General features: G+C 36.2%; 19 protein-coding genes. 10 read left to right on the forward strand and 9 right to left on the reverse strand.

The window, feature by feature from the left end:
* The first annotated feature begins 3 nt into the window (after positions 1–3).
* From purQ to B11cv2_RS03345, 5 genes are all read left to right on the forward strand, one after another.
* Complete coding sequence (gene purQ / locus B11cv2_RS03325; protein ID WP_100693306.1) at positions 4–672, forward strand: phosphoribosylformylglycinamidine synthase subunit PurQ; 669 nt, start codon at positions 4–6, stop codon at positions 670–672.
* Between the two features lie 243 nt (positions 673–915).
* The gene (purL, locus tag B11cv2_RS03330; RefSeq protein ID WP_100693307.1) at positions 916–3129 is read left to right on the forward strand and encodes a phosphoribosylformylglycinamidine synthase subunit PurL; all 2214 of its coding nucleotides are present in this window, start codon (positions 916–918) and stop codon (positions 3127–3129) included.
* Between the two features lie 63 nt (positions 3130–3192).
* Complete coding sequence (locus B11cv2_RS03335) at positions 3193–3426, forward strand: BolA/IbaG family iron-sulfur metabolism protein (RefSeq protein WP_100693308.1); 234 nt, start codon at positions 3193–3195, stop codon at positions 3424–3426.
* 99 nt (positions 3427–3525) lie between these two features.
* Positions 3526–3858, forward strand: coding sequence for a Grx4 family monothiol glutaredoxin (gene grxD, locus B11cv2_RS03340; protein ID WP_100693309.1), 333 nt, complete (start codon positions 3526–3528; stop codon positions 3856–3858).
* A gap of 67 nt (positions 3859–3925) precedes the next feature.
* Positions 3926–5179: a multidrug effflux MFS transporter gene (locus B11cv2_RS03345; RefSeq protein WP_100693310.1), complete on the forward strand. Its 1254-nt coding sequence runs from the start codon at positions 3926–3928 to the stop codon at positions 5177–5179.
* Positions 5180–5268: 89 nt separating this feature from the next.
* On the opposite strand, the gene parC is transcribed toward B11cv2_RS03345, so the two are convergent.
* The 3 genes from parC to B11cv2_RS03355 all read right to left on the reverse strand — a co-directional run bounded on the left by parC (position 5269) and on the right by B11cv2_RS03355 (position 8077).
* Positions 5269–7518 (reverse strand): DNA topoisomerase IV subunit A, encoded by a 2250-nt coding sequence (gene parC, locus B11cv2_RS03350; protein WP_100693311.1) that lies wholly within the window; start codon positions 7516–7518, stop codon positions 5269–5271.
* 17 nt (positions 7519–7535) lie between these two features.
* Positions 7536–7694, reverse strand: a complete 159-nt coding sequence (locus B11cv2_RS07135; RefSeq protein ID WP_158521543.1) for a hypothetical protein — start codon at positions 7692–7694, stop codon at positions 7536–7538.
* A gap of 80 nt (positions 7695–7774) precedes the next feature.
* Positions 7775–8077, reverse strand: coding sequence for a hypothetical protein (locus tag B11cv2_RS03355; RefSeq protein ID WP_100693312.1), 303 nt, complete (start codon positions 8075–8077; stop codon positions 7775–7777).
* A 221-nt stretch (positions 8078–8298) separates the two neighbouring features.
* Between B11cv2_RS03355 and B11cv2_RS03360 the strand changes: the two genes are divergently transcribed.
* Complete coding sequence (locus tag B11cv2_RS03360; RefSeq protein WP_100693313.1) at positions 8299–8931, forward strand: recombinase family protein; 633 nt, start codon at positions 8299–8301, stop codon at positions 8929–8931.
* Between the two features lie 18 nt (positions 8932–8949).
* Here the strand turns inward: B11cv2_RS03360 and trbL are convergent, their stop codons facing one another.
* The 3 genes from trbL to aspS all read right to left on the reverse strand — a co-directional run bounded on the left by trbL (position 8950) and on the right by aspS (position 12431).
* Positions 8950–10404, reverse strand: coding sequence for a P-type conjugative transfer protein TrbL (gene trbL / locus B11cv2_RS03365; protein WP_245406994.1), 1455 nt, complete (start codon positions 10402–10404; stop codon positions 8950–8952).
* Positions 10379–10525 carry a hypothetical protein gene (locus tag B11cv2_RS07140; protein WP_158521544.1) on the reverse strand — a complete coding sequence of 49 codons (147 nt, stop codon included), beginning with the start codon at positions 10523–10525 and terminating at the stop codon, positions 10379–10381. The genes trbL and B11cv2_RS07140 overlap by 26 nt, the downstream gene beginning before the upstream one ends.
* A gap of 115 nt (positions 10526–10640) precedes the next feature.
* Positions 10641–12431, reverse strand: coding sequence for an aspartate--tRNA ligase (gene aspS / locus B11cv2_RS03370; RefSeq protein WP_100693314.1), 1791 nt, complete (start codon positions 12429–12431; stop codon positions 10641–10643).
* 133 nt (positions 12432–12564) lie between these two features.
* On the opposite strand from aspS, the gene rnd reads away from it, so the two are divergent.
* Entirely contained in the window at positions 12565–13719 is a 1155-nt protein-coding gene (gene rnd / locus B11cv2_RS03375; RefSeq protein ID WP_100693315.1) for a ribonuclease D, read from the forward strand.
* A 56-nt stretch (positions 13720–13775) separates the two neighbouring features.
* Here rnd and B11cv2_RS03380 read toward each other — a convergent pair whose 3' ends face one another.
* Positions 13776–15290 (reverse strand): Ppx/GppA family phosphatase, encoded by a 1515-nt coding sequence (locus B11cv2_RS03380; protein ID WP_100693316.1) that lies wholly within the window; start codon positions 15288–15290, stop codon positions 13776–13778.
* A gap of 32 nt (positions 15291–15322) precedes the next feature.
* A complete protein-coding gene (locus B11cv2_RS03385) occupies positions 15323–17479 on the reverse strand; it encodes an RNA degradosome polyphosphate kinase (RefSeq protein WP_100693317.1) in 2157 nt (718 codons plus the stop codon).
* A 328-nt stretch (positions 17480–17807) separates the two neighbouring features.
* Between B11cv2_RS03385 and B11cv2_RS03390 the strand changes: the two genes are divergently transcribed.
* Together B11cv2_RS03390 and B11cv2_RS03395 are read left to right on the forward strand one after the other, a co-directional pair.
* Positions 17808–18056 carry a zinc-finger domain-containing protein gene (locus B11cv2_RS03390; protein WP_100693318.1) on the forward strand — a complete coding sequence of 83 codons (249 nt, stop codon included), beginning with the start codon at positions 17808–17810 and terminating at the stop codon, positions 18054–18056.
* A 22-nt stretch (positions 18057–18078) separates the two neighbouring features.
* Positions 18079–19338 (forward strand): FAD-binding protein, encoded by a 1260-nt coding sequence (locus B11cv2_RS03395; protein WP_100693947.1) that lies wholly within the window; start codon positions 18079–18081, stop codon positions 19336–19338.
* 255 nt (positions 19339–19593) lie between these two features.
* On the opposite strand, the gene dnaE is transcribed toward B11cv2_RS03395, so the two are convergent.
* On the reverse strand, positions 19594–23082 hold the full coding sequence (gene dnaE / locus B11cv2_RS03400) for a DNA polymerase III subunit alpha (protein ID WP_100693948.1): 3489 nt from the start codon (positions 23080–23082) through the stop codon (positions 19594–19596).
* 383 nt (positions 23083–23465) lie between these two features.
* Between dnaE and recG the strand changes: the two genes are divergently transcribed.
* Positions 23466–25571 carry an ATP-dependent DNA helicase RecG gene (gene recG / locus B11cv2_RS03405; protein ID WP_100693319.1) on the forward strand — a complete coding sequence of 702 codons (2106 nt, stop codon included), beginning with the start codon at positions 23466–23468 and terminating at the stop codon, positions 25569–25571.
* Positions 25572–25616: the final 45 nt, after the last annotated feature.

The raw sequence follows: 25616 nt of genomic DNA on the forward strand, positions 1-25616 counted from the left end.
GCCATGAAAACTGCTATCATTCAATTACCCGGATTAAATCGTGATCAAGATATGATTGCAGCATTGTATGACATAACAGGTATTCAGCCATTTAAAATTTGGCAAACAGAAACAACAATTCCCAATGTGGATATGATTGTTATTCCTGGTGGTTTTTCCTATGGTGATTATTTAAGATGTGGTGCTATTGGGGCAAGAACACCAGTTTTACGAGCTGTTTGCGAAAAAGCACAACAGGGTGTAGCAATTATAGGAGTATGTAACGGTTTTCAAATTTTGTTAGAAGCAGGACTATTGCCAGGTGCTTTAATGCGTAACGCTTCGTTGAAATTTGTTTGCCGTGAAGTAAAACTTGAAGTAACCAATGCTGAAACGAAATTTTCCCGACTTTATAAAAGAGGGCAAATTATTCGCTGCCCTGTTGCTCATCATGATGGTAATTACTTTGTTGATAATGATATATTGAAACAAATGGAAGATAATAGACAGATTGTTTTCCGCTATGCAAAAGGTGAAAACCCTAATGGTTCGATAAATGATATAGCTGGCATTATCAATAAAGTTGGTAATGTACTTGGTATGATGCCTCATCCTGAAAATTTTATTGAAGCAGCGCATGGTGGCACTGATGGTCGCTTACTTTTTCAAAGTGTTTTAGAATTAGTATCATGATCATAAAAAAATATTTTTTTGAATTCTCAAATGTTTTCATATTAACTCTCTATACAGAATAGCTAGTAATACGAAAATATATAAAGTAAATTTTATCAGTTATGTTTCCTCGCCCATCATAATGAAATATATTACTCTATAGACACATTATTGTTGATCTAAAAATAAAAATTAATAATCCAGATTACTGGATTAAAGGCAGTAATAAATATTAATTTTGATTAATTTAATGGAAGAAAACTAATGACCCTTTGCAATGATATTGCCATTACACCAGAACTAATTGCAAACCACGGCTTAAAAACTGATGAATATCAACGTATTTTGGAGTTAATTGGTAGAGAACCAACATTTACAGAGCTTGGAATTTTTTCTGCCATGTGGAATGAGCATTGTTCTTATAAGTCATCGAAAAAATGGCTCAAAACCTTACCAACAAAAGGAAAATGTGTCATTCAAGGTCCTGGAGAAAATGCAGGAGTCATTGATATTGGTAATGGTGAATGCGTTGTTTTTAAAATGGAAAGTCATAACCACCCTTCTTATATTGAACCTTACCAAGGTGCTGCAACAGGTGTTGGAGGCATTCTACGTGATGTTTTTACGATGGGTGCTCGCCCTATTGCGACTATGAATGCATTACGATTTGGCTCTCCTGACCACCCTCGAACACGTCATCTTGTTTCTGGTGTTGTTTCTGGAATTGGTGGTTACAGTAATGCTTTTGGTGTACCCACGGTTGGTGGAGAAGTTAATTTTGATAAACGCTACAATGATAATATCCTTGTTAATGCCTTTGCAGCTGGTATTGCAAAGATAGATTCTATTTTTTATTCTAAAGCAAAAGGTATAGGGCTTCCTGTCGTTTATCTTGGTGCGAAAACAGGTCGTGATGGTGTTGGGGGAGCAACAATGGCTTCCGCCGAATTTGATAATACAATTGATGAAAAACGCCCAACTGTTCAAGTAGGTGATCCTTTTACTGAAAAATGCCTTCTTGAAGCTTGTTTAGAATTAATGGCATTAGGAGCTGTGATTGCTATTCAAGATATGGGAGCGGCAGGACTGACTTCTTCTGCAGTGGAAATGGGAGCAAAAGGAGATCTAGGTATAGAACTTAATCTTGATCAAGTACCAGTTCGCGAAGATAATATGACGGCCTATGAAATGATGCTTTCTGAAAGCCAAGAGCGTATGCTTATGGTACTGAAGCCAGAATTAGAAGAACAAGCTGCAGAAATTTTTCACAAATGGGGACTTCATTTCTCTGTTATCGGAAAGACTACTGATGATTTACGTTTCCGTGTACTACATAAAGAAAAAGAAGTAGCAAACCTCCCAATCAAAGAACTGGGTAATGAAGCACCTATCTATGATCGTCCTTGGACAGAACCCTTTAAAAAGACTACTCTAAAAGTAGAAGAAGTTGAAAAAGTTGACAATCTTGGTAACGTACTTCTTACACTTTTGAATTCTGCGAATCAAAGCTCACGACGCTGGGTTTATGAACAATATGATACCCTGATCCAAGGGAACAGTCTTGTTAGACCAGGAGGTGACGCGGGTGTTATTCGTGTAAGCAATAATGATAAACGTGCTCTTGCTTTTTCTACTGATGTAACACCACGCTATTGCGAAGCTGATCCCTATGAAGGAGGAAAGCAAGCCGTTGCAGAATGCTGGCGCAATATAAGTACCACAGGTGCAATACCACTTGCAGCTACAGATAATCTCAATTTTGGTAATCCTGAAAAACCTGAAATTATGGGGCAGCTTGTTTTAGCACTCAAAGGTATAGGTGAAGCCTGCAAAATACTTGATTTTCCAATCGTTTCAGGAAATGTCTCTCTTTATAATGAAACTAATGGAGAGGCAATTCTTCCTACACCAACAATAGCTGGTGTTGGGCTCCTTGATGATTGGTCAAAAATGGCTACGATCCATGGTATGCAGAATGGAGATATTATTGTTTTAGTTGGTTCTTGCGGATCACATCTAGGTCAATCAGTCTATATGCATAATATTTTAAATATTGAGGCAGGAGCTCCACCTTGTGTCGATTTACATCTTGAAAAAAAACATGGTGAATTTGTTCGTAATGTTATCCATAGTGGTTTTGTTCATGCCACTCATGATATCTCTGATGGAGGCTTAGCCATTGCTCTTGCGGAAATGATAATTAAAGCAGATAAAGGAATCAAAGTAGAATTAAGTAATCAAACACCACATCATGCTGAACTTTTTGGTGAAGATCAAGGACGTTACCTTTTAGCTGTCAAACCTGATGCATTAGATAATCTTAAAATGCTTGCACAAACAAATACAATTCCTTTAATAGAGCTCGGTACAGTTGAAGGTGATACGCTTGATATAAAAGATGTATTCACACTTTCAATAACTGAACTTACACAGGCTTATGAAAATTGGTTTCCAAAGTTTATGGACAAAGGTAAATAATATTCACTTCTACTAATTATAGATTAATTTTCATAAAAAATAAACAAATCGAGGAGAATGTCCATGGCAATGAGTGCAGATGAAATTGAAGTCCTTATTCGTGAAAGCATTCCTAATGCAAAAATAACAATTCGTGATCTTGCTGGAGATGGCGAACATTACGCAGCTGAAGTTATTTCAGAAATTTTTCGAGGAAAAAGCCGTGTTCAACAGCATAAAATGGTCTATGATGCTCTTAAAGGAAATATGGGAAACGTTCTTCACGCTTTAAGTCTGCAAACAAGTGTTCCTAAATAATCTCAAAATTTTCTCTTGCATTCATTCTGTGAATACGATTAAAAAATGACATGGGTATAAATGTGTGTTTTTCTAAATCCACAATCTTGAGGAATAATGATGACTACTGTTCATAATTTTATTGATAATGAAATTAAAACAAACGAAGTTGTTTTATTCATGAAAGGAACCCCTAGTTCTCCTCAATGTGGATTTTCTGGACAAGTTGTTCAAATTCTTAACTATTTAGGGGTAAATTATAAAGGAGTTAATATTTTAACTTCTAATGAATTACGTCAAGGAATAAAAGATTATTCAAATTGGCCAACAATTCCACAACTCTATATTAAAGGTGAATTTATTGGTGGCTGTGATATTGTCAAAGAAATGTTTCAAAACAATGAGTTACAAGAACTTTTGAAAGAGAAAAGCATAACTTTTACTAAATCATAAATATCTCTAATTTATTCGAATTCTTTTAAGTATTGTTCAGTCGCAATTTTTTATTTTAAGGATACATATGTCATATTCTGCCGACGAACAAAAGCATATAGATACAATTAAAAAAAAAATTGGATATAAAGAATTCGTTATCCTCATTGCAGCACTTATGGCAATTAACTCGATAGCAATTGATATCATGCTGCCCGCTATGCCTGATATTTTAAACAGCTTGCATGCTACTCATGAAAATGATCAGCATTATATCATTTCTTGTTATCTTATTAGCTATGGTGCTACGCAAATATTTTTTGGCCCAATAAGTGACCGTTATGGACGGCATAAACTTACCCTTATAGGCCTTGCTTGTTACTCATTTGCAGCAATTGGATGTATATTTGTATCCAGTTTTTATATATTACTTATTCTACGTATCTTACAAGGTGTTGGAGGAGCAGCCATGCGTGTGCTCACAATATCCATTATACGCGATCTCTACGACGGTCGAAAAATGGCAGAAGTCATGTCCATAGTCATGATGATTTTTCTTCTTGCAACAATGATTGGGCCAGCAATAGGGCAAATTATTTTGTTATTTGGACAATGGCAATTAATTTTTATATTCATGGCAATTGTTGGTTTTGGATTGATGATTTGGATTCAAATACGCTTGCCTGAAACCCTTTATACACCACGATCTCTTTCTTTTTCTTCCGTCAAAAATAACTTACGGCTTATCATTACTAATCGTTCAACACTTTGCTATACACTCGCAACTTCTATTATTTTAGGTTGCATTTTTACTGCTATTAATACATCGCAACAAGTTTATGAAGGAATCTATAATTTAGGCATGTGGTTTCCTGCTGCCTTTGCTCTTGGTGCTGCATTTCAAGCTGTATCATCTTTCCTCAATTCTCGTCTCGTTGGGCACTTTGGAATGCGACGAATTTCTCATACAATGCTTCTCCTGTTTGCTAGTATTTCATGCATTTGGTTTTTTTGGTCAGTTTTAAAAGACGGCGTTATATCTTTTCCATTCTTTATGATATTATACTGTATGTTAATGTTTACATGTGGTGGTATTATGGCTAATTTCAATACACTTGCCCTTGAACCTCTAGGAAAAATCGCTGGAACTGCGTCTTCTGTATCTGGTTTTCTTCAAACATCCATCGGTACAGGCCTTGGCTTTTTCATAGCACAATGCTTTGATGAAACAACAATTCCTAATTCAGCAGGATTTTTCTTTCTCAGTCTCACAGCTATTCTTCTTGTCTTATGGGCTGAACATGGGCGTTTTTTTACGCAACATAATTCTGAATCAATCTAGTTAATAAAATAAAGTTTTTTGCTATAATAAAATCTTTAATATTTTTTACGATACTTTTATAAGCAAGCAATCAAACACACTACATCGTACTAACTAGAAAATTTACCTGATTTTGGAAATCCCTTCGGAACTAAACGCCCAGTTCCCGCGCGCGTTCCCATCCACTCAACGAGTTCATTAGCCTGGCGATTAAAACTACGCTCAGCTGTATCTTGCCAACTCAAACCTTCTGATAAAGTAAAAGTTTTGGCATCGACAATACCACCATCTTTATAACGTTGTAAGCGGACACCCTTACCACGACTCATTTCTGGTATTTGTTCAATAGAAAAAATAAGCATTTTTCGATTTTCTCCAACTATTGCAATGTAATCGCCTTCTACTGGAATGCAAAGCTTCAAACTATCAAGAGATTTTACATTCATCACTTGCTTTCCTTTTCGTGTATTAGCAATAATATCAGTTTCAGAAACAATAAAGCCATTGCCATAGGATGAAATTAAAAGTCTTTTGCCCTGCACATTGTGTACAAAAGCTGTGAGAATATCGTGCTCATTATTCATATCTACTAAAATACGAATTGGTTCGCCATGACCTCTTCCTCCAGGCAAAGTATTGGCACTAATAGTAAAAAACTTTCCGCCAGTGCTTATCACTATGATTTTATCTGTAGTGAATGCTGGAAATGCTAGCTTCAAACCATCGCCTTCTTTGAAAGAAAGAGTTTTATAATCGTTCAAATGGCCCTTTAAAGCACGCACCCAACCTTTTTCGGAAATAACAATAGTAACGGGTTCTTTTTCAATCATCGCTTGATGAATATCATTTTCATCATGCCTTGGTGCATCTTCAAATGTTGTACGCCTTTTTCCCAAGAAAGTTTCAGGACCAAAAATTTTACGAACTCTTGTAATCTCCTCTGCAATAACTTTCCATTGCTTGATGTTGGAATTTAATAAACTCTGTAATTTTTCCTTTTCAATCTTAAGAGAATCAAACTCTTTACGAAGTTGAAATTCTTCAAGCTTACGCAAAGAACGCAATCGCATATTTAAAATAGATTCAGCCTGATTCTCGGTTAATTTAAAGCGCAAAATTAATTCTTTTTTGGGTTCATCATGTTCACGAATGATTTGTATCACCTCATTAAGATTCAAATATGCAATAAGATACCCCTGCAGAATCTCTAATCGACAATCAATTTCATTCAGTCGATAATTTGAACGGCGAATAAGCACTTCTTTACGATGTTGAAGCCACTGCTGCAAACTCTCACGTAAAGAAAGGACATTAGGCACTTTCCCTAAAGTTAATACATTAAGATTAAGAGGAAACCTCACTTCAAAATCCGTTAACTTAAAAAGTGACTCCATCAAAAGTTCTGGATCAATTGTGCGATTTTTTGGAACGAGTACAATCCGAATATCTTCTGCTGATTCATCATGAATATCTTCAAGCATCGGTAACCGCCGAGCAAGTAATAACTCTGCTGTTTTTTCAATAAGGCGTGATTTTTGTACCTGATATGGAATTTCTGTAACAACAATCACATAAGAACCTCGATTCCCCTCTTCTTGATGCCAACGTGAACGCAACCGAAATAATCCACGCCCTGTACGATAAGAATCCTCAATACTTTTTTTAGGTTCAACCAAAATACCGCCTGTTGGAAAATCAGGCCCAAGCACAAATTGACTTAAATCTTTATGATCTGCATGGGGATTAGCAATCAAATATAATGCGGCATCACAAAGTTCTGCAACGTTATGTGGCGGAATAGACGTTGCCATACCAACAGCAATACCTGCTGAACCATTAGCTAAAAGATTAGGAAACGCTCCTGGTAAAACGATAGGCTCTTCATCTTCTTCATTATAGGTTAAACGAAAATCAATCGCATTTTCATTAATTCCTTCAAGAAGTAATATTGCCACTTCAGTCATACGTGCTTCTGTATAACGCATGGCTGCAGCATTATCTCCATCAATATTACCAAAATTACCCTGTCCATCAATTAATGGATAGCGAACAGAAAAACTCTGAGCTAAACGTACCAATGCGTCATAAATAGATGCATCGCCATGAGGATGAAATTTTCCCATTACATCACCTACAATCCGGGCACACTTAGCATAAGCTTGTCCAGGATTAAGTCTGAGTAAGCGCATCGCATGAACAATACGTCGATGAACAGGTTTTAACCCATCACGTACATCAGGCAAAGCACGGTGTGTAATAGTAGAAAGTGCATAAGCCAAATAGCGTTCTTGCAAAGCAGATCGCAATTCTATTGGCTCAATATGCTCCTTATCAAAGGATCGAATCATCTCATCAGACATAATGTAAGGTAGCAATTTTAAAAATAAGGAACAAGCCTTCTATAAAACCGCTCAAATTTGCTATTAGCATAGCGTGCTAAAGTAGCATCGATACAATAGTGCTCCGTATCAATAAGTAATGACAAATCACCACTTTTACCAACTTCACGGAGATAATTGCAAAAATTATTCCGCATATAATGCAATTCTTTTGATATTATTGTCTTCTCAAGCTCTTGTACGTACACATGTTGTTAAAAAAAAATCTTGTAATTTATCAGTAATGATTACCTCCTATCACAACGCCTTTATCTAGCCAGTCTGAACCATATTCTTCATCTGCACTCTTGGTAGAAAAACCCATATCACGAATAAACTGTGCACCACGCCATTTTCTAAGGCATAAAAGAGAGTGCGCTGGATACTCAATCATTGCTAACCACTCCCATTTTGTTTGGCCGTCATTAGCTTTTTCTGCTGCTTCTGCTTCAAGTATATAAATACAATTTTGAGATAACCCACTTGCTTGCAATTTTTTGCGTTCAGCATTAGTTATATAACTCTTAGGCATTTTTTTCATAAGAAACTCCTTATGTTATATATTCCTAATTTTTAATTTAAAAATGAAATAAGAACAATAGAAAATATATGTACCTTTAATTAAAAATATTTTATGTAAAATTTTGGCCATTTTGAATAGTTAAAAATGACCTAGTCAAATAGACCTCACTAATTTTATTTTTAGCTATTTGTGATAGAATAGTCAATTAAAGTATATCCAAATTAACTTAGTAGGATGTCATGAAGATTGCTAGGATTTACATGCGCGTTAGCACCGACAAACAGGATTTAAGTCGGCAAGACAGCATTATAGAAGATGCTAAGGTTGCAGGTTTTTATATTGCTGGTGTTTATCGTGAAAAGGCGTCGGGTGCGAGTGCTAATCGACCAGAGCTGCTACGCTTGATTGCAGACTTGCAACCAGGAGACGTTGTTTTAGCCGAGAAGATCGATCATATTTCACGCTTACCACTACCCGAGGCTGAACGTCTGATTGCATCAATCAGGGAGCGTGGTGGACGATTATCAGTGCCCGGTATAATCGATCTGTCTGAATTGGCCGCTGATGCAGATGGTAGTACCAAAATTGTTTTGGAGTCGGTTCAGAATATGCTTTTGAAGTTAGCTTTACAGATGGCTCGTGATGATTACGAAAATCGACGAAAGAGGTTACATCAAGGAATAGAATTAGCAAAGAAAGCTGGAAAGTATATCGGACGAAAGACAGATCATGCTATGCATGATCGGATTGTGGCATTGCGGACAGCAGGACACAGTATAAAGAAAACGGCTAAATTAGCTGGGTGTAGTGAAAGTCAAGTTAAACGGGTATGGGCAATGACTCAACGAAAGCAGGCCGATGAATTAATCTAAGAAATATGCTCCTATTGATTAATCTCTTTTGTTCACGAATGCTGCAACTTCGTCGTTTATATCAGCTTTGCTCAAGCTATTTTCCCAGAATTGATTTTCTTGGCTCTCTTCTTTGGGCTCCATGCTTTCACGGATAGATTGAGCGATTTTTCCACCTGTCGTCTCTTTAATTCGTTCTTGTAATCCTTTCTTTATTTGTGAGCCAATGCCTTTGGCCAATTCTGAAGTGGTTCCTGTGGCCAATTTAGCGGCTTGAACCACTGTGTCAAAACCTCTAATATTTGAAGAACTATCCATATTGGCATAACCGGCAGCTTGGGCATATGGTGAACTGCTCATAGTGGCCACTTCCTGACCCTTATCACTGTTTTTGCTTTGTTTAAGTACATCACCAATTCTTGGCGTATCATTACTAAAATTCATAGAAGATGCTGCTTTTTGGTATGCGGCTTTAAGAGCAGACGCACCACCAGCTACTTCGGAAACAGCTCCTGCTACCGCTTTACCGGTCATCACTGCCCCTGTGGCTGCTGCCGCAGTGGCGCTTATTGCTGTGCCGACACCCACTGTGTTACCGATTGCACCTAAATTGGCACCTGTCATAATTCCAGAAATCATTAGAGGAACCTTATTGACTAAGGATAACAAGGTTAAAGAAATAACCAATATAACAGCCAATTCTTGCAAAGTTATGCCTTTACTTATTTGTGTATAATAGTGATTAAGAAAAGTCTGGCCAATTGCAATCAATAGTATCATTGACATGAGTTGAACAGCAATGCTCAACACTGTTTTGTAGTAGTTGATAGCTATATCAGAAGTCCAACGGCTTCCACCAAAACCGAGAAAAAAAACACCAGCATATAGTAGAATCCAAGCTGACACCATGACAAGAAGTAGATTGATCGCAACTAATGCTACAATAATCAAAACGCTAGCAGCCAATAAAAAAGCACCCAATGAACTAAATGGACTCATCCACGAAACATTCGATATAGTATTATGAAATATCTGAAATCCTACATCAATAACGCTGGATGGTGTAAAAGCTTTCATATGTAAGTTACTTGCTTGAGCGCCTAGAGTTTGTAATGATTTTATTATAGTACCTGCAATGTTCATGCCATCAGTAGCATTTGTCAAAAGCCACCAATAAAAACCAGTGAACATGGTGAAACGAACAAATTCTGCAAAAAATTCGCCAATGTCGGCTTTGCGCAAAGCCATCATGCCAAATGTCCAGACCATTGAAATCGTAGTTAATGCCCAAAAGAACCGAGATGCGGCCGTTGTAATTGTTTCTCTCCATATAAAAGCTGCGTTATGAAAATGTTCCAATACGTCATCCATTATTCCATTACTGGTAAGCTGTTCCGCCATTGCTGAATCAACAAATATTACTGTTCCAACTGTTATTAAGAGACCTAAAGTAAGTTTATATCTCATACTAATCACTTGGTGTTTCATAATCATAGGTTGTTGTTCCAAAATCATAGTCGAGCCAATTTCTTGGAGCACTTGGTATAAACTTCCAAGTAGTCTGTTGTTTTACTCTAGCATCAGTACGTGCTTTTTCATCTAGTTCAGCTGCCATTTTTGTTGCTTGAGCTGTTTGTTGAGCAGTTAATAGGGCACGGATTTGTAAAAGTTGGTTAGATTATAGATATTTTATCCAAAGTTACATACATAAATAGTGTAATTCAGCTCCCTTAATTATTTTTAACTGTTGGGGTAATTCGAATCCCTAGATCACTTAACTGCACAGCAGACACATCGGATGGAGCACTCATTAAAAGATCAAGCGCTTGCTGATTCATTGGAAATAAAGAAACTTCGCGTAAATTTTTTACACCTTGCAAAAGCATAACGATGCGATCAATACCTGCTGCCATACCGCCATGTGGTGGTGCACCATAATGAAATGCACGATAAAGACCACCAAAGCGCTCTTCCACAACCTCTTGAGAAAGACCTGCAAGATTAAAAACTTTAAGCATCATTTCCGGTGAATGATTACGAATTCCACCTGATGCAATTTCATAACCATTGCAAACAAGATCATACTGAAAAGCTTTCAAAGAAAGAGGATCTTGAGAATCAAGAGCATTTTTACCACCTTGAGGCATTGAAAAAGGATTATGCGCAAAATCAAGTTTTTTTTCGTCTTCATTCCATTCAAAAAATGGAAAGTCAATAATCCAAGCAAAAGAAAAACATTCTCGATCAATAAGTCCTAATTCCTCTCCTATCCGTGTACGTGCTGCTCCAGAAAAAGATGCAAATTTCTTTGGATCTCCTGCAACAAAAAAACAAGCATCACCACTTTCAAGTCCAAGTTGCACACGAATAGCTTCGGATCTTTGCTCACCAATGTTTTTAGCAATAGGGCCGGCTCCTTCAAAATTTCCATTTTCTTCACGCCAAAAAATGTAACCAAGACCTGGTTGCCCTTCACCCTGAGCCCATGCATTCATGCGGTCACAAAAAGCACGACTACCTCCATTTTTTGCAGGAATAGCCCAAATACATGCATTCTGATCGCTCGCTAAAATCTGAGAGAAAACCTTAAAACCAGAATCCCGGAAATGCTGAGAAACATCTTCCATAATAATTGGATTACGCAAATCAGGTTTATCTGAACCATACTTCTGCATTGCTTCATCATATGAAATACGAGGAAAATTTTGCGTCACAGACTTTCCATCTGCAAATTCCTCAAAAATAGAGCGTATAATGGGCTCCATAGTTACAAGAATATCTTCCTGTTCAACAAAACTCATTTCAATATCTAATTGGTAAAACTCACCTGGTAAACGATCTGCTCGTGGATCTTCATCTCTAAAACATGGAGCTATTTGAAAATAACGATCAAAACCAGACATCATCAACAACTGCTTATACTGTTGAGGTGCCTGAGGTAATGCATAAAATTTTCCCTGATGAATACGGCTTGGAACCAAAAAATCACGTGCTCCTTCTGGAGATGAAGCTGTTAAAATTGGTGTAGTAAATTCTGTAAAAGCGCAATCTTGCATATGCCGCCTTATTGAAGCAATAATCTCAGTACGACGCATTATATTTTTGTGCATAGTCTCTCGACGTAAATCAAGAAAACGATACTTTAGTCGAATATCTTCAGGATAATCAGGCTCACCAAAAACTGGTAAAGGAAGTTCATCAGCTTTTGAAAGAATTTCAACTTCTTTCGCAAAAATTTCAATTTCACCCGTTGGGAGAGCTGTATTAATAACTTCATCAGCACGAGCACGTACTTCTCCATCTACACGAATGACCCATTCAGAACGCACCTTTTCTATAATTGTAAATGCTGGTGAATTAGGATCAACAACAATTTGTGTAATTCCAAAATGATCTCGTAGATCAATAAAAAGAATTCCACCATGATCACGGACACGATGAATCCACCCAGAAAGGCGAACCTGCCTTCCCATATCGCATTTACGAAGAGCAGCGCAATTATGACTGCGGTAACGGTGCATATTTTTTCCTTTGGTTGTAAATTACCTTACATACGTTACAAACGCTTTTTAACAATCATTTGTCAAGGTATGATTAAAAAGACTAAAAAAAAATACAATAAAAGACAAATTTAATCTACTTAGCTATAATAAAATAATGGAACTTATTACAAACACTATAGATCTTGAAATTTCTATTGCCGCTTTGCGCAAATCTAATTTTGTAACAGTAGATACTGAATTTATACGTGAAACAACCTTCTGGCCTCAGCTCTGCCTGATTCAAGTTGCATCACAAGATATTACAATACTTATTGATCCAATGGTACAAGATATTAATCTACAACCATTTTTTGATCTAATGATTGATAAAAAAGTTGTTAAAGTTTTTCACGCTGCACGCCAAGATATCGAAATTATTTATCATCTCGGAGGAATTATTCCCTCTCCCCTCTTTGATACGCAAGTAGCAGGATCAATCTGTGGATTTGGTGATTCTATTTCCTATGATCAAATTGTACAACGTTGCACTGGACATCACCTTGATAAATCATCTCGTTTTACAGACTGGAGCTGTCGCCCCCTTTCTGAAAAGCAACTGCTCTACGCAGTTTCTGATGTTACTTATCTAAGAGACGTCTATCTTGCACTAAAAAAACAATTAGAGGAAAAAAAACGTACTCATTGGATGCATGATGAAATGACACTCCTCTTAACACCGACAACATATGATATACCAGAAAATGAAGCTTGGAAAAAAGTAAAAGGAAGAATCACAAAAAAACGCGAACTCGCCGTATTGCAAAAAATAGCAGCTTGGCGTGAACGTGAAGCACGCCAATATAATGTCCCTCGTCGCCATATAATGAAAGATGAATGTCTTATTGAAATTGCAATCCAACAACCAAAGGATGAAGCTGCTCTGTATCGTTTACGTAGCATTAACAAAAGCTGGCATCATTCACCAGCTGTACATACATTAATCAAAGCCATACACCAAGGCTTAAAAGCTGATCTTGCTACTTTACCTGCCCTTCCCAAGTATAATGCTATTGATGATAAAACAGCTGTTACAATTGATCTTCTTAAAGTATTATTAAAGCTTGTTGCAAATGAAAATAATATTGCACCTCAAATTATTGCAACGTCTAGTGATTTAGAAAAAATTTCTAATGGCAATATTATTCATAATATCCCTGCTATGAATGGTTGGCGTTATGAAATTTTTGGTCAAAAAGCTGAACAAATGTTAAAAGGTCAAATAGCATTTTATTATAACAATGGAGAAGTAACGATCAAAAAACTTTAGTTTATAAATATAAAAATATTATAATAGATATTTTGATTCTTCACCTTGCAAAGGAATCAAAAAACTTCAAAAGCTAAGGGAAATTTAGTTATTTTTGATAATTGCTGTAAGCATTTATAAGGCCGCTCGCTTATTAAATTTGCATAGCGTACTGGAATATGTAATACAATATTGTCTAGCTTCTTTTGCCATGATAAATTAGGTAAAATTCCTGCAGTAGAAGCACTAAAAAGATTAGCGATACGCATAATTCCACCAAGGATTCTTGCTTTTTCAACAATATCGCTAGTTGCTAATTTAAGAATCTCAGGAGCTTCCTTATTAAATGATAAGCCTGTATTACGGAAAAAAACTGCTAATGCAGCATAAATACGGCCCTTATGTGAAATTCCTGGATAAGATCCTAATGCTATCTGATTGGCTGATTCATTACCCCGATGATCTGGATGTATACGCCAACCAATATCAGAAAGGAGACAAGCAGCTTTACGATAACGACATTCATTTTCAGTTTCTAAAATTCCAAAAGCTTCAAATGCACCTGTGGTAAAATCAATCAGTTCACTTGCTTGCTTGGGTGAGCGTGCTCTTAAGATAGCCATTTTTAAACATGCTGTAATTAATGGATCGGAAACACGATCTTCTCGTGGTAATTTTGAATAAAGAAAACCTTCGCGAACCCCTGCTCCAGAAAAAGCTATTTTTTTAAAATTCATGTATTGAATCAATTCAATAAGAACAATTGCTCCATATGCTAAAAGCTGACGACGTTTTTGAGGAATAACTGAAATTTCTTTTATCTTGTCAATACAACCATTGATAACAAGAAGCAAAAATTCCTTCATCTCCTGTGCATCAACCTCATAGCCATGCATAACAGGTAACCGATAATTTTTAATGACCATATATAATTTTGCAAGGTTACGCCAAGTTCCTCCTACAGCATAAAAACAATGAGCTGTATCTTTACGCATAACAATAGAAGATTTACAAAGTTGCTCATGAACAATTTTTTTTGCTAAAATAAAATCATTATTTGACAAATATTGCAATCGTAAACTGCCTAATGGCAATGTTATCCCTTCACCTACATTAGAATCATGAATATCAATAAGTTCAAGACTTCCACCACCAAGATCACCAGAAATACCATCTGGCCGATAAAAGGTAGAAATAACTCCGTAAGCTGAATAAATAGCTTCTTCACCCCCCGAAAGAACATATATTTTATTTTGTAAAATACTTTCAGCACTTTGAATAAAAGCCAATCCATTTTTTGCCTCTCGTACTGCTGCTGTTGCTAAAGTATAGATTTCATCTGCACCAACCTGTTGACAGACAGCATAAAATCGTTTCAATGTTTGTAGTGCCACCTCAATTGATTTTTCTTCCAAAGCTCCAGTTTTTGCAACACCTTGACCAAGACCACAAAAAATCTTTTCGTTAAATAAAACTGCCGGTGAACGTACAAGGCCTTCATAAATAACAAGTCGAACAGAATTTGAGCCAATGTCGATAACTGCAATGGGTTTACACCCTTTCAGCCAACCTTGAGTATTTGTATATGTCATTCGATATTTCAGTCTTTACGTGTTTTCGTCTGCTACTGAAGCAACTCAATTAAATGTGAAGTAGAAATCTGAAAAAAATTTTCATACTCAAAAAAAAGCATATTACTCATAAAATACTCCTGCGCGTTAAATAGCTTTTCACCTTTTCGCAGCGTTCTACGTCTTGATGTTCCATCAGCCAATATATCAAAGCTTTGTTGGTTATCAATAATATTAGCCAACATAATTTTTGAAAGAACTTGTTGATGAACTATTTTATTTAAAACTGGAACCAATACTTCAACACGATGATCAAGATTACGAGGCATCATATCAGCTGACCCCAAATAAACAATAGCATTCTCATTTGGCAAATTCTCACCATTACCAAAACAGAAAATGCGACTATGCTCAAGAAACCGTCCTACAATTGATTTCACACGAATATTATCTGAAATCCCTGGAATACCAGGACGTAAACAACATATACCACGCACAACCAAATCAATCTGCACCCCCATTTGACTAGCGTAGTATAAAGCATCAATGATTTCAGGATCAACCAATGAGTTCACCTTCATCCAAATAGCAGCTATCCGCCCTTGTTGTGCGTTGGTAATTTCCTTTTTGATATGTTCAAGAATACAACTACGCAATGTTAATGGTGAAAAAGCTATTTTCATTGATTTATTTGGCTGTGCATATTCGGTAAGATAATTAAAGAGCAGTTCGACATCACGAGCAATGTCATCATCAGTTGTAAAAAAGGAAAGATCGGTATACATTTTAGCAGTAATTGGATGATAATTTCCAGTTCCAAGATGAACATAAAAGCGACGACAGTTCTCTTCATCTCTTACCACTAAAGACATTTTGGCATGTGTTTTTAATTCAATAAAACCAAAAATTACTTGAACTCCTGCACATTCAAGATCACGTGCCCAGCGAATATTAGCCTCTTCATCAAAACGCGCTTTTAATTCTACCAAAGCTGTCACCGACTTACCTCGTTCAGCAGCATGAATAAGAGCACTAACAATCGGACTATCATTTGATGTACGATAAAGAGTTTGCTTGATTTCAATTACATTAGGATCATTGGCAGCCTGACGTAAAAATTGTACAACAACATCAAATGTTTCATAAGGATGATGAATAACAATATCGCTTTCACGAATAGCTGCAAAACAATCACCGCCATGCTCACAAATACATTCTGGAATACGAGGATTATAAGGAATAAATTTTAAATCATCACGTGGAATAGAAACAATTTCTGAAATCATATTCAGTGCTAATAAACCATTGATAACAGTCACACAATGACTAGGTACTCTAAGTGAATCCGTTATAAATTGACGTAAATTTTCAGGCATTTTCATATTAAATTCAATTCGAATAACTTCTCCACGACGACGTTTTTTTAAAGCAGTTTCAAAAAAACGAACAAGGTCTTCTGCTTCCTCTTCTACTTCAATATCACTATCGCGGATAATTCTAAATGTTCCAGCCCCATTGTTGTCATAACCAGGAAATAAACGATCAATAAAAAGACAGACAAGATCTTCAAATAAAATAAAACGAAAACTATTTTCCTCTTGAGGAAGAAGTATAAAACGCTTCAAAGTATTAGGGACAGGTAAAAACACCATTATAGAACGCTGATCAACGCGCCGTAATAATTGAAATGCAAGGGAAAAACCTAAATTAGGAACAAAAGGGAAAGAGTGTATAGAATCAATAAGAGAAGGTGCTAAAACAGGAAAAACTTCCTTTAAAAAATACCTTTCAAGCCACAATTTTTCAACTTCTGAAAGCTTATTAGAACAGATAATTTCAATATTATTTTGTTTTAGCTCATAACGCAAGGTACGTAATTCTTGTTGCTGATTAGCTTGTAAATATGCAATCTCAGTTAATACAAAATCCAACTGTTCCTGCGGTGTACGTCCGTCTGCACTACATTCTGTAATCCCTGCACGAATTTGGGCAGCAAGACCAGCAACACGAACCATAAAGAACTCATCAAGATTAGTTGCTGAAATCGAAAGAAATTGTATCCGTTCCAATAAAGGATTCTTCGAATTTGCAGCTTCCATTAAAACACGATTATTAAATTGTAACCATGAAAACTCGCGATTAACAAATCGCGCTGGATTGTCCATCGTTATATCCCGCATAGTAATTTGATCTGTCAGCGTTTGTTTCATATATCCAGTTAAGATTCTTTATATTTTATAGAAACCTTTACAAAATAAAAATCCCGCTCTTATGAAGATACGATCCTAATTTTATCTATTTTTTATTAAATTTTGTAAACTGCAAAAATTTCAAAAGTCCAAGCTCAATCATATAATATAATGACTAACTTTCTCCATATTAACTATATGAATATTTTAAAATCATTGAATCTACCTTCATTTATAAGTTATCTGAAAAAGCATCTTGTATTATAGTGTATCGTATTACAAATTAATAATTAAAACACATGATTTAAATCATACCTTATTAAGATAATTTATCTGGAGTTTACGCATTATGGCTGATTACAATATTCCGTATTTTCAAAATGATAATGGATACAAAACAATTGAAATTGGTGTAAAAGAATTTATGTGTATAGGGGCTACGCAACCATTCGATCATCCCCATATTTTTCTTGAAATGGGAGCAGCTGATGAAAAAATTTGCCCCTATTGTTCAACACTTTATCGCTATAATCATACACTACCACATAATCAGACAAATCCTATAGGATGTACATATCATCTTGAAGATTCTTTATAAAAAGATTCTCTTTTTCTTTGATATGAAACAGCTAAAAGATCAATCTCCAATTATCATTGGAGCAGGCATTGCGGGATTAAGCTCTGCTTTAGCGCTTGCTCATAAAGGAATTGCAAGTACTATTATTGAGAAGCGGAAGCAACTTGATAGTATTGGTTCTGGTATCCAACTTACTCCAAATGCAACACGCATTCTTGACCGTTGGGGAATTCTTAATACACTTATTAAATTAGGTATTAAACCGCGTTTTCTTGAATTAAAAGATGGTATATCTTTGAAAACGCATTTACATGTAGACCTTATTAACTTATCTGAAAAGCGCTGGAAATCTCCTTATATTACAATTCATCGAGCTGATTTACAGAACGTTTTATACAATGCTGTTATTAAGAACCCTCTTATTAAATACAAAATGGGAGAAAGCATCATATCATCTGCTCAATCTACAGGGGATAATATTAAAATAAAAACAATCACAATAGAAAAAAAAACTGGAGTACAACGATATCAATTTTATTCAACGCCACTTCTCATTGGATGTGATGGTGTTTGGTCAACATTGCGACAGTTTTCCCCCTTTCATGAAAAAGCTAGTTTCACTAACTTCATCGCATGGCGAGCGACAAAATCATTTGAGAATCTTTCTCCCAAATTTTGTTCTTTATTACAAAATATAAAAACAATTACTGCTTGGATGGGACCTAAAAATCACCTTGTTGCCTATCCCATTCAGTCAATAAAAACATTCAATTTCGTAGCCATCACTCATGGAGAAAATCTAGGAAAAAGATGGAAGAAAACAGGAAATAAAGAGAAGCTCAAATCTCTTTTTAATGATTGGAATCCAAAAATTCTGCAAATTTTTGATCACATTGATGAGTGGAGCTATTGGCCATTATTTCAAATGAATCATAATCGTTTTTTAGGTTTACAACAGCAAGTCTTTTTAGGCGATTGTGCCCATGCATTTTTACCCTTCGCAGCACAAGGTGCCGCTATGGCAATAGAGGATGCTGCCACATTAGCAGAAGTACTCTCTTTGGATGATCTCTCACTCGCTGAAGCCACTGCACTTTATGAAAAAATACGCAAGCCACGTATTACTGCTGTAAAAAAACGTGGAGATTTTAATAGATTTGTTTATCATGCAACTGGGCCGATAGCAATTGCACGTAATTTCTTTATGAAAATTCATACACCAGAAAATATTATGTCTCGCCTTGATTGGCTATACTCTTATGACGCCATGAACCTGACGAAAAATAATATTAAAAAGCATTAAGTAAAAAATTTATAAAAGTTATAGTCTCATTGCCTTGAGAAACCAAAATTACGCTTCTATTTTCATAGTAAATATAAAAAAATTCTAAACGTCAATAATACAATTTGTAAAGCAAATAAAGCGTTTATTTTGCAAATGTCAATTTGCTAATACTAGTTTACTTTAATATTGCAAGATGACTTAAAATATAACTTTCACAACACTAAAGAAATATAATACTACTTGCTCAAAAAAATAATCTTGATCCTATAAACTTTAGCTTAACTCGACATCAACAACACCAGAAAGAACTTTTATAGCATTGACTACATGAGCATTCACTTTATACCTTTCTGGAAGAGCTATCTCAACTTCTCGAAGGCCGTCCTCTTGAATTAGTATAAGTGCTACCTCTCCTTTGCCTTCAGAATTCAAATTCTGCTCAATTTGTGATAGCGTATCTATTGTTTTTAGAAAAATGCGCATCATTTTATGACATTGCAGTGCTTGTTCTTCTAAGGACTGAATTGTTTCAATACGCAAACTAATTCCTTCAGAGCGATCCTCTGCAATAACTGTAATGATAAAAGATTTTCCAAGCTCCAGCATATCTCCGTACACAGAAAGTCCTTCGGAAAATATAACTGCTTCATATTGCCCACTCGTATCAGAAAACTGGATAACTCCCATTTTCTTACCAGATTTTGTTTTACGAATTTGTTTTGCTACAACAGTTCCAGCAAGCCGAGCAGCAGTAGCTCCCCCTTTAACTGAAGCAGCAAAATTGTTCCAAGTCTGAACACGTTTTTTAATAAGAACATCTTGGTACTCACTCAAAGGATGAGCAGAAAAATAAAAACCTATTACCTGAAATTCATAATGAAGTTTCTCAGCAACAGACCAAGGAGAGGCTTGAGATAAAATCAAAGGCTCTTTTAACCCACCTACCATCTCAAATATATCGACTTGCCCACTAGAATTATTATCAAGAATACGAAGAGCACGTGCATTAAGAGTTACTAGGCTTGCTAATAGAACTTCACGAGCAACATTAAAACAATCAAAGGCGCCAGCGTAAATCAAACTCTCCATAGCACGTTTATTCACAATACGAGGATCAATACGTTCACAAAAATCTTCTAGATCCCTAAAAGGCTTATCTCCACGACAAGCCACAATATGATCAACGACCATATCTCCCACTCCTTTAACAGCAGAAAGGGAATAATAAATACAATTCTCACCAACTTCAAAAATGCGGTGTGATGTTTGCACACAGGGCGCAATAACCTCAATTCCTAATCTTAATGCCTCGCGTCGAAAATCATTGAGCTTATCTGTATTTGTCATATCATATGTCATAGATGCAGCCAAAAACTCTACAGGATGGTGTGCCTTCATATAAGCTGTATGATAAGAAACAATCGCATAAGCGGTAGCATGCGACTTATTAAAACCGTAATCCGCAAATTTTGCTAAAAGATCAAAGATTACATTAGCCTGCTCCTTATCAAGGCCACCATCAACAGCCCCACTTACAAAGCGTGCACGTTGTTCTTGCATTTCTTTATGAATTTTTTTACCCATAGCTCTACGCAATAAATCTGCTTCTCCGAGTGAGTAGCCAGCAAGCTCCTGAGCAATCTGCATCACTTGTTCTTGATAAACAATAACACCTTGCGTTTCTTTAACTAAATGATCTATTTTAGGATGAATAGAGGTAATTTCTTCTTCTTTATGTTTGCGTATATTATATGTCGAAATATTCTCCATCGGACCAGGACGATAAAGCGCTACAAGAGCAATAATATCTTCAATACAATCTGGCCTCATACCGATAAGTGCCTTACGCATACCAGCACTTTCAACTTGAAACACGCCAACTGTTTCACCGCGTGACATCATAGCATAAGTTGCTTCATCATTAAGCGGAATATGCGATAAATCTACCTTTGTGCCTTTTCGTGCAACAAAATCAACAGCCATCTTTAAAACAGTAAGTGTTTTTAAACCTAAAAAATCAAATTTTACTAATCCAGATTGTTCAACATATTTCATGTTAAATTGAGTTACAGGCATATCAGAGCGCGGATCACGATACATCGGCACAAGTTCTGATAATGGACGATCACCAATAACAATCCCTGCAGCATGAGTAGAGGCATGACGATAGAGTCCTTCTAGCTGAAGTGCTATATCTAACATGCGCCCAATAACAGGGTCCTTTTTCTTTTCTTCTTCAAATTTTGGTTCATCTATAATAGCTTGTGCTAACTCAATATTACTACCAGGAGTAGCAGGAACTAATTTTGTCAGATAGTCTACCAGACGATAAGGTACCTCTAAAACACGACCAACATCACGCAATACTGCACGTGCTTGCAATTTACCGAATGTGATAATCTGAGCGACTTGATCGCAACCATATTTTTGCTGAACATAACGAATAACCTCTTCGCGTCGTTCTTGGCAAAAATCGATATCAAAATCTGGCATAGAGACACGATCTGGATTAAGAAAACGTTCAAATAAAAGAGAAAAACGTAAAGGATCAACATCAGTGATCGTTAGCGCATAAGCAACAAGCGACCCAGCACCAGAACCACGCCCTGGACCAACAGGAATATCATGAGCTTTTGCCCATTTGATAAAATCCGAAACAATGAGAAAATAACCAGAGAATTGCATCCGCGTAATAACTGAAATTTCATAATTAAGCCGCTGCTCATAATCTGCAATTGTATAACCTTCTGCTAAACCAATTGTCTCAAGACGCATTTTTAAACCGGCTTTGGCTTGATCTAATAATTCCTTAGCTTCTGCTTCTAAAACAGAGGATGTATCTGCAGATCGCTCTATAAAACCAGGCAAAATCGGTTTTCTAATTGGTGCATAAGCATGACATCGTAAAGCAATCTCAACACTATTTTCCAAAGCTTCCGGAAGATCAAAAAACAGTGAAACCATTTCATCTTGTGACTTTAAATAATGATCTAATGTCACACGTTTACGATTTGGATTAGAAACAACTTTCCCTTCCGCAACAGCCATGAGCGCATCATGAGCGGCATATCCTTCTTTATTGAGAAAAAATGCCTCATTAGTAGCAACAAGAGGAATCTCATAGGTGTAAGCTAGTTCAATAAGCGCTTCTTCCACTTTCCGATCATAAGAACCATGCCGTTGTAATTCAATATAAAGACGATCACCAAAAATTTTCTTCAAATAAGTTAAACGCTCAATAGCTCGTTCTTTTTTATCTTCAGTTAAAGCCGAATTAATAGGCCCTCCTGGTCCACCAGTTAAAGCAATAATTCCTTCATGGTGTCTTAAGAGAAAGTCGGCTTTAATATGGGGAAGATCCGTATCATTCTTATCAAGATATGCACGACTAACAAGTCGAACCAAATGTGAATAACCTGTTTCACTCGCAGCAAATAATACAATGGAAGAATAATCAGAAGAATGACGCAATTTAGTTAAAGGTGAATTACAATTTTCATCACCAAAATCAATAGCAAGCTGACAACCAATAATAGGTTGAATACCATCAGAAAAACAGTATTGTGAAAACTCTAAAGCACCAAATAAATTATTTGTATCCGTAATAGCTATGGCAGGCATACGATCAGAAATGGCATGCTGAATGATTTGTTTGATTTTTAAAGCACCTTCAAGAAGCGAATAAGCTGAGTGCACCCTCAAGTGAATAAAGCGAGGGAGAGAATTTTTGTTATCGGATGTTTTTCTTTTTTTTCCTAACACTTGCACTATTTCCCATTAAAATAGATACCAAATTGCAATTTTTATTCTTGTAAAAACAATTTTGGCTTACACCAAAGCCACAATTCTAGCACTCTAGAATATCCAGAAGACGGGCTAATCTCATTGAGATCGATAAATGACCATCAAACAAATGACTATAGCCACAATAAAAAAATATATAAATAAGGTAGAGTACCATATAAAACGATTAATGTTGATTATCTTTTTATCATGTTCTTATTTTCTTCATTATCGGACTATTTAATTCCATGATACATGTCTTAAGAAAACAATAATGCAACTATTTTTTATATACTGAGTGATTTATCTTCAAAAAGTTCTTTCTAAATACTAGAAAAAAACAAAGAAAGCTAAATTTTCGTATGCGTCCAAGCCTTCTGAATCCCCTTTTTACCCCTATTAACACCCTCGCTGGAGTTAATACAAAAATATGTTCTTTATTTGCTAAAGTTTTAAATATTAACCTTGGGCAACGCGAACCTACTCTTATTGATCTTCTCCGATTGATGCCTCATTCTGTTATAGACCGCAGAAAACAACCAAATATTTTTTCCGCACAAGAAGGAGATATTGTTACTCTTGAAATTATTATCGATCAACATATACCACCAACGAATCATAGTCGAGCACCTTATCGTGTCATTGGTTATGATCAAACAGGTATAATAAATTTAATATTTTTTCACGCTCAACGCTCTTGGCTAGAGAAGCAATTGCCAAAAGGAAAAAAAGTAGTCGTATCAGGTAAAGTAGAACGGTTTAAAGGGCAGCTTTCAATGATTCACCCTGATCATATACTTTTTTATGAACAACTCGATCAGATGCCATTTATTGAACCTATTTATCCCTCTACTGCGGGTCTTTCTACAAAGACACTAAGACGAGCAACGAAAAAAGCTCTTGATTCTATTCCTTCTTTGCCAGAATGGATAGAAGAAAGTATAAAAAAGGAGCATAACTTTTCTTCTTTTGCTGTTTCTTTACGCCGTATTCACGACCCTATCAACCCTGATGATCTTACTCTAGAAAGTACAGCACGTAAGCGTCTTGCTTATGATGAATTTTTTGCTAACCAAATAGCTCTTGGCCTTGTACGCCTAGAGACTAAATCACTTTCAGGTACTTCTCGCCCACCGACAGGTACTTATACTAAAAAATTACTTGAAATTCTACCCTTTCAGCTTACAAATGGACAAATAAAAGCAATAAAAGATATCGAAAATGATTTAGCTTCACCTGAACCCATGTTAAGACTTCTTCAAGGTGATGTGGGAACAGGAAAAACCGTAGTTGCACTGATGGCAATAGCTCAAATTGCCGAAAATTCAGGGCAATCAGCCTTAATGGTTCCAACAGAAGTTCTTGCGCGACAACACTTTGCTACAATCACTCCCCTTGCTGAAAAAATCGGTTTACAAACAGCCCTATTAACTGGGCGAGAAAAAGGAAAAGTACGCGCAAGAATTCTTGACACTATTTTATCAGGAGAAGCTTCTATCATTATCGGTACCCATGCTTTGATACAGGAGCATGTCACTTATAATAACCTTGCGCTAGCTATTATTGATGAGCAACATCGTTTTGGTGTGCAGCAACGTCTCACCCTTACTGCAAAAGGCAATAAACCTGACATGCTTGTTATGACAGCAACGCCTATTCCACGTACGTTGATACTAACATCTTATGGTGATATGGATGCATCAAAAATTACAGATAAACCAATTGGGCGGCATCCTATCACAACCGCAACAATTCCTTCAGAACGGATCAATGAACTTATAGAACGAATTGCTACTGCAGTACAAAAAGAAGAAAAGATTTATTGGATCTGTCCTCTTGTGGAAGAATCCAAAACTCTCCAGCTTACTTCTATTGAAAGTCGCTTTACGAGCTTACAAAAACGGTTTGGAACTCGTGTCGGTATGATACATGGAAAAATGTCTACTGATGAAAAAGAAACTGTAATGACATCCTTTAAAAAGGCTAATATATGCATTTTAGTTGCGACTACAGTCATTGAAGTGGGAGTTGATATTCCTGATGCTTCAATTATTGTTATCGAGCATGCGGAGCATTTTGGTTTAGCGCAACTGCACCAATTACGTGGACGTGTTGGACGAGGAAATAAAAAATCCTCCTGTATTTTACTCTACAAAGGCCCTCTCACCAAAACAGCTGAAGCACGTCTCAACATCATGCGAAATACAGAAGATGGTTTTACAATTGCTGAAGAGGATTTGCGTCTACGGGGTGAAGGCGAATTGTTAGGAACACGACAATCTGGTATGCCTGAATTCTATATAGCAAACCTTGCAGTCCATCGTAATCTTTTACTTATAGCAAAAAAGAATGCACATTTATTGTTACAACGCGATCCTAATCTTTCTTCAGAACAGGGACAAGCTGTGCGTTTACTTCTTTATCTTTTTGGACGCGATGATGCTCTTCAGCTATTACGTGCAGGTTAATTTTTTAATAGTTTTGTCAACGCAACCAACAAAAAACCAATTAAT

This window comes from Bartonella sp. 1-1C, assembly GCF_002810325.1.
In the GTDB taxonomy this organism is placed as follows: domain Bacteria; phylum Pseudomonadota; class Alphaproteobacteria; order Rhizobiales; family Rhizobiaceae; genus Bartonella; species Bartonella rochalimae.

Excerpts from the sequence above, each read along its gene's own strand:
- B11cv2_RS03345 (WP_100693310.1), top strand. The coding sequence starts at position 3,926 with ATGTCATATTCTGCCGACGAACAAAAGCATATAGATACAATTAAAAAA.
- B11cv2_RS03390 (WP_100693318.1), top strand. The coding sequence starts at position 17,808 with ATGGCTGATTACAATATTCCGTATTTTCAAAATGATAATGGATACAAA.
- B11cv2_RS03355 (WP_100693312.1), bottom strand. The coding sequence starts at position 8,077 with ATGAAAAAAATGCCTAAGAGTTATATAACTAATGCTGAACGCAAAAAA.
- B11cv2_RS03385 (WP_100693317.1), bottom strand. The coding sequence starts at position 17,479 with ATGAAACAAACGCTGACAGATCAAATTACTATGCGGGATATAACGATG.
- B11cv2_RS07140 (WP_158521544.1), bottom strand. The coding sequence starts at position 10,525 with ATGGCAGCTGAACTAGATGAAAAAGCACGTACTGATGCTAGAGTAAAA.
- grxD (WP_100693309.1), top strand. The coding sequence starts at position 3,526 with ATGACTACTGTTCATAATTTTATTGATAATGAAATTAAAACAAACGAA.
- purQ (WP_100693306.1), top strand. The coding sequence starts at position 4 with ATGAAAACTGCTATCATTCAATTACCCGGATTAAATCGTGATCAAGAT.
- B11cv2_RS07135 (WP_158521543.1), bottom strand. The coding sequence starts at position 7,694 with ATGCGGAATAATTTTTGCAATTATCTCCGTGAAGTTGGTAAAAGTGGT.
- parC (WP_100693311.1), bottom strand. The coding sequence starts at position 7,518 with ATGTCTGATGAGATGATTCGATCCTTTGATAAGGAGCATATTGAGCCA.
- B11cv2_RS03380 (WP_100693316.1), bottom strand. The coding sequence starts at position 15,290 with ATGACATATACAAATACTCAAGGTTGGCTGAAAGGGTGTAAACCCATT.
- B11cv2_RS03335 (WP_100693308.1), top strand. The coding sequence starts at position 3,193 with ATGGCAATGAGTGCAGATGAAATTGAAGTCCTTATTCGTGAAAGCATT.
- aspS (WP_100693314.1), bottom strand. The coding sequence starts at position 12,431 with ATGCACCGTTACCGCAGTCATAATTGCGCTGCTCTTCGTAAATGCGAT.
- recG (WP_100693319.1), top strand. The coding sequence starts at position 23,466 with ATGCGTCCAAGCCTTCTGAATCCCCTTTTTACCCCTATTAACACCCTC.
- B11cv2_RS03360 (WP_100693313.1), top strand. The coding sequence starts at position 8,299 with ATGAAGATTGCTAGGATTTACATGCGCGTTAGCACCGACAAACAGGAT.
- B11cv2_RS03395 (WP_100693947.1), top strand. The coding sequence starts at position 18,079 with ATGAAACAGCTAAAAGATCAATCTCCAATTATCATTGGAGCAGGCATT.
- trbL (WP_245406994.1), bottom strand. The coding sequence starts at position 10,404 with ATGATTATGAAACACCAAGTGATTAGTATGAGATATAAACTTACTTTA.
- purL (WP_100693307.1), top strand. The coding sequence starts at position 916 with ATGACCCTTTGCAATGATATTGCCATTACACCAGAACTAATTGCAAAC.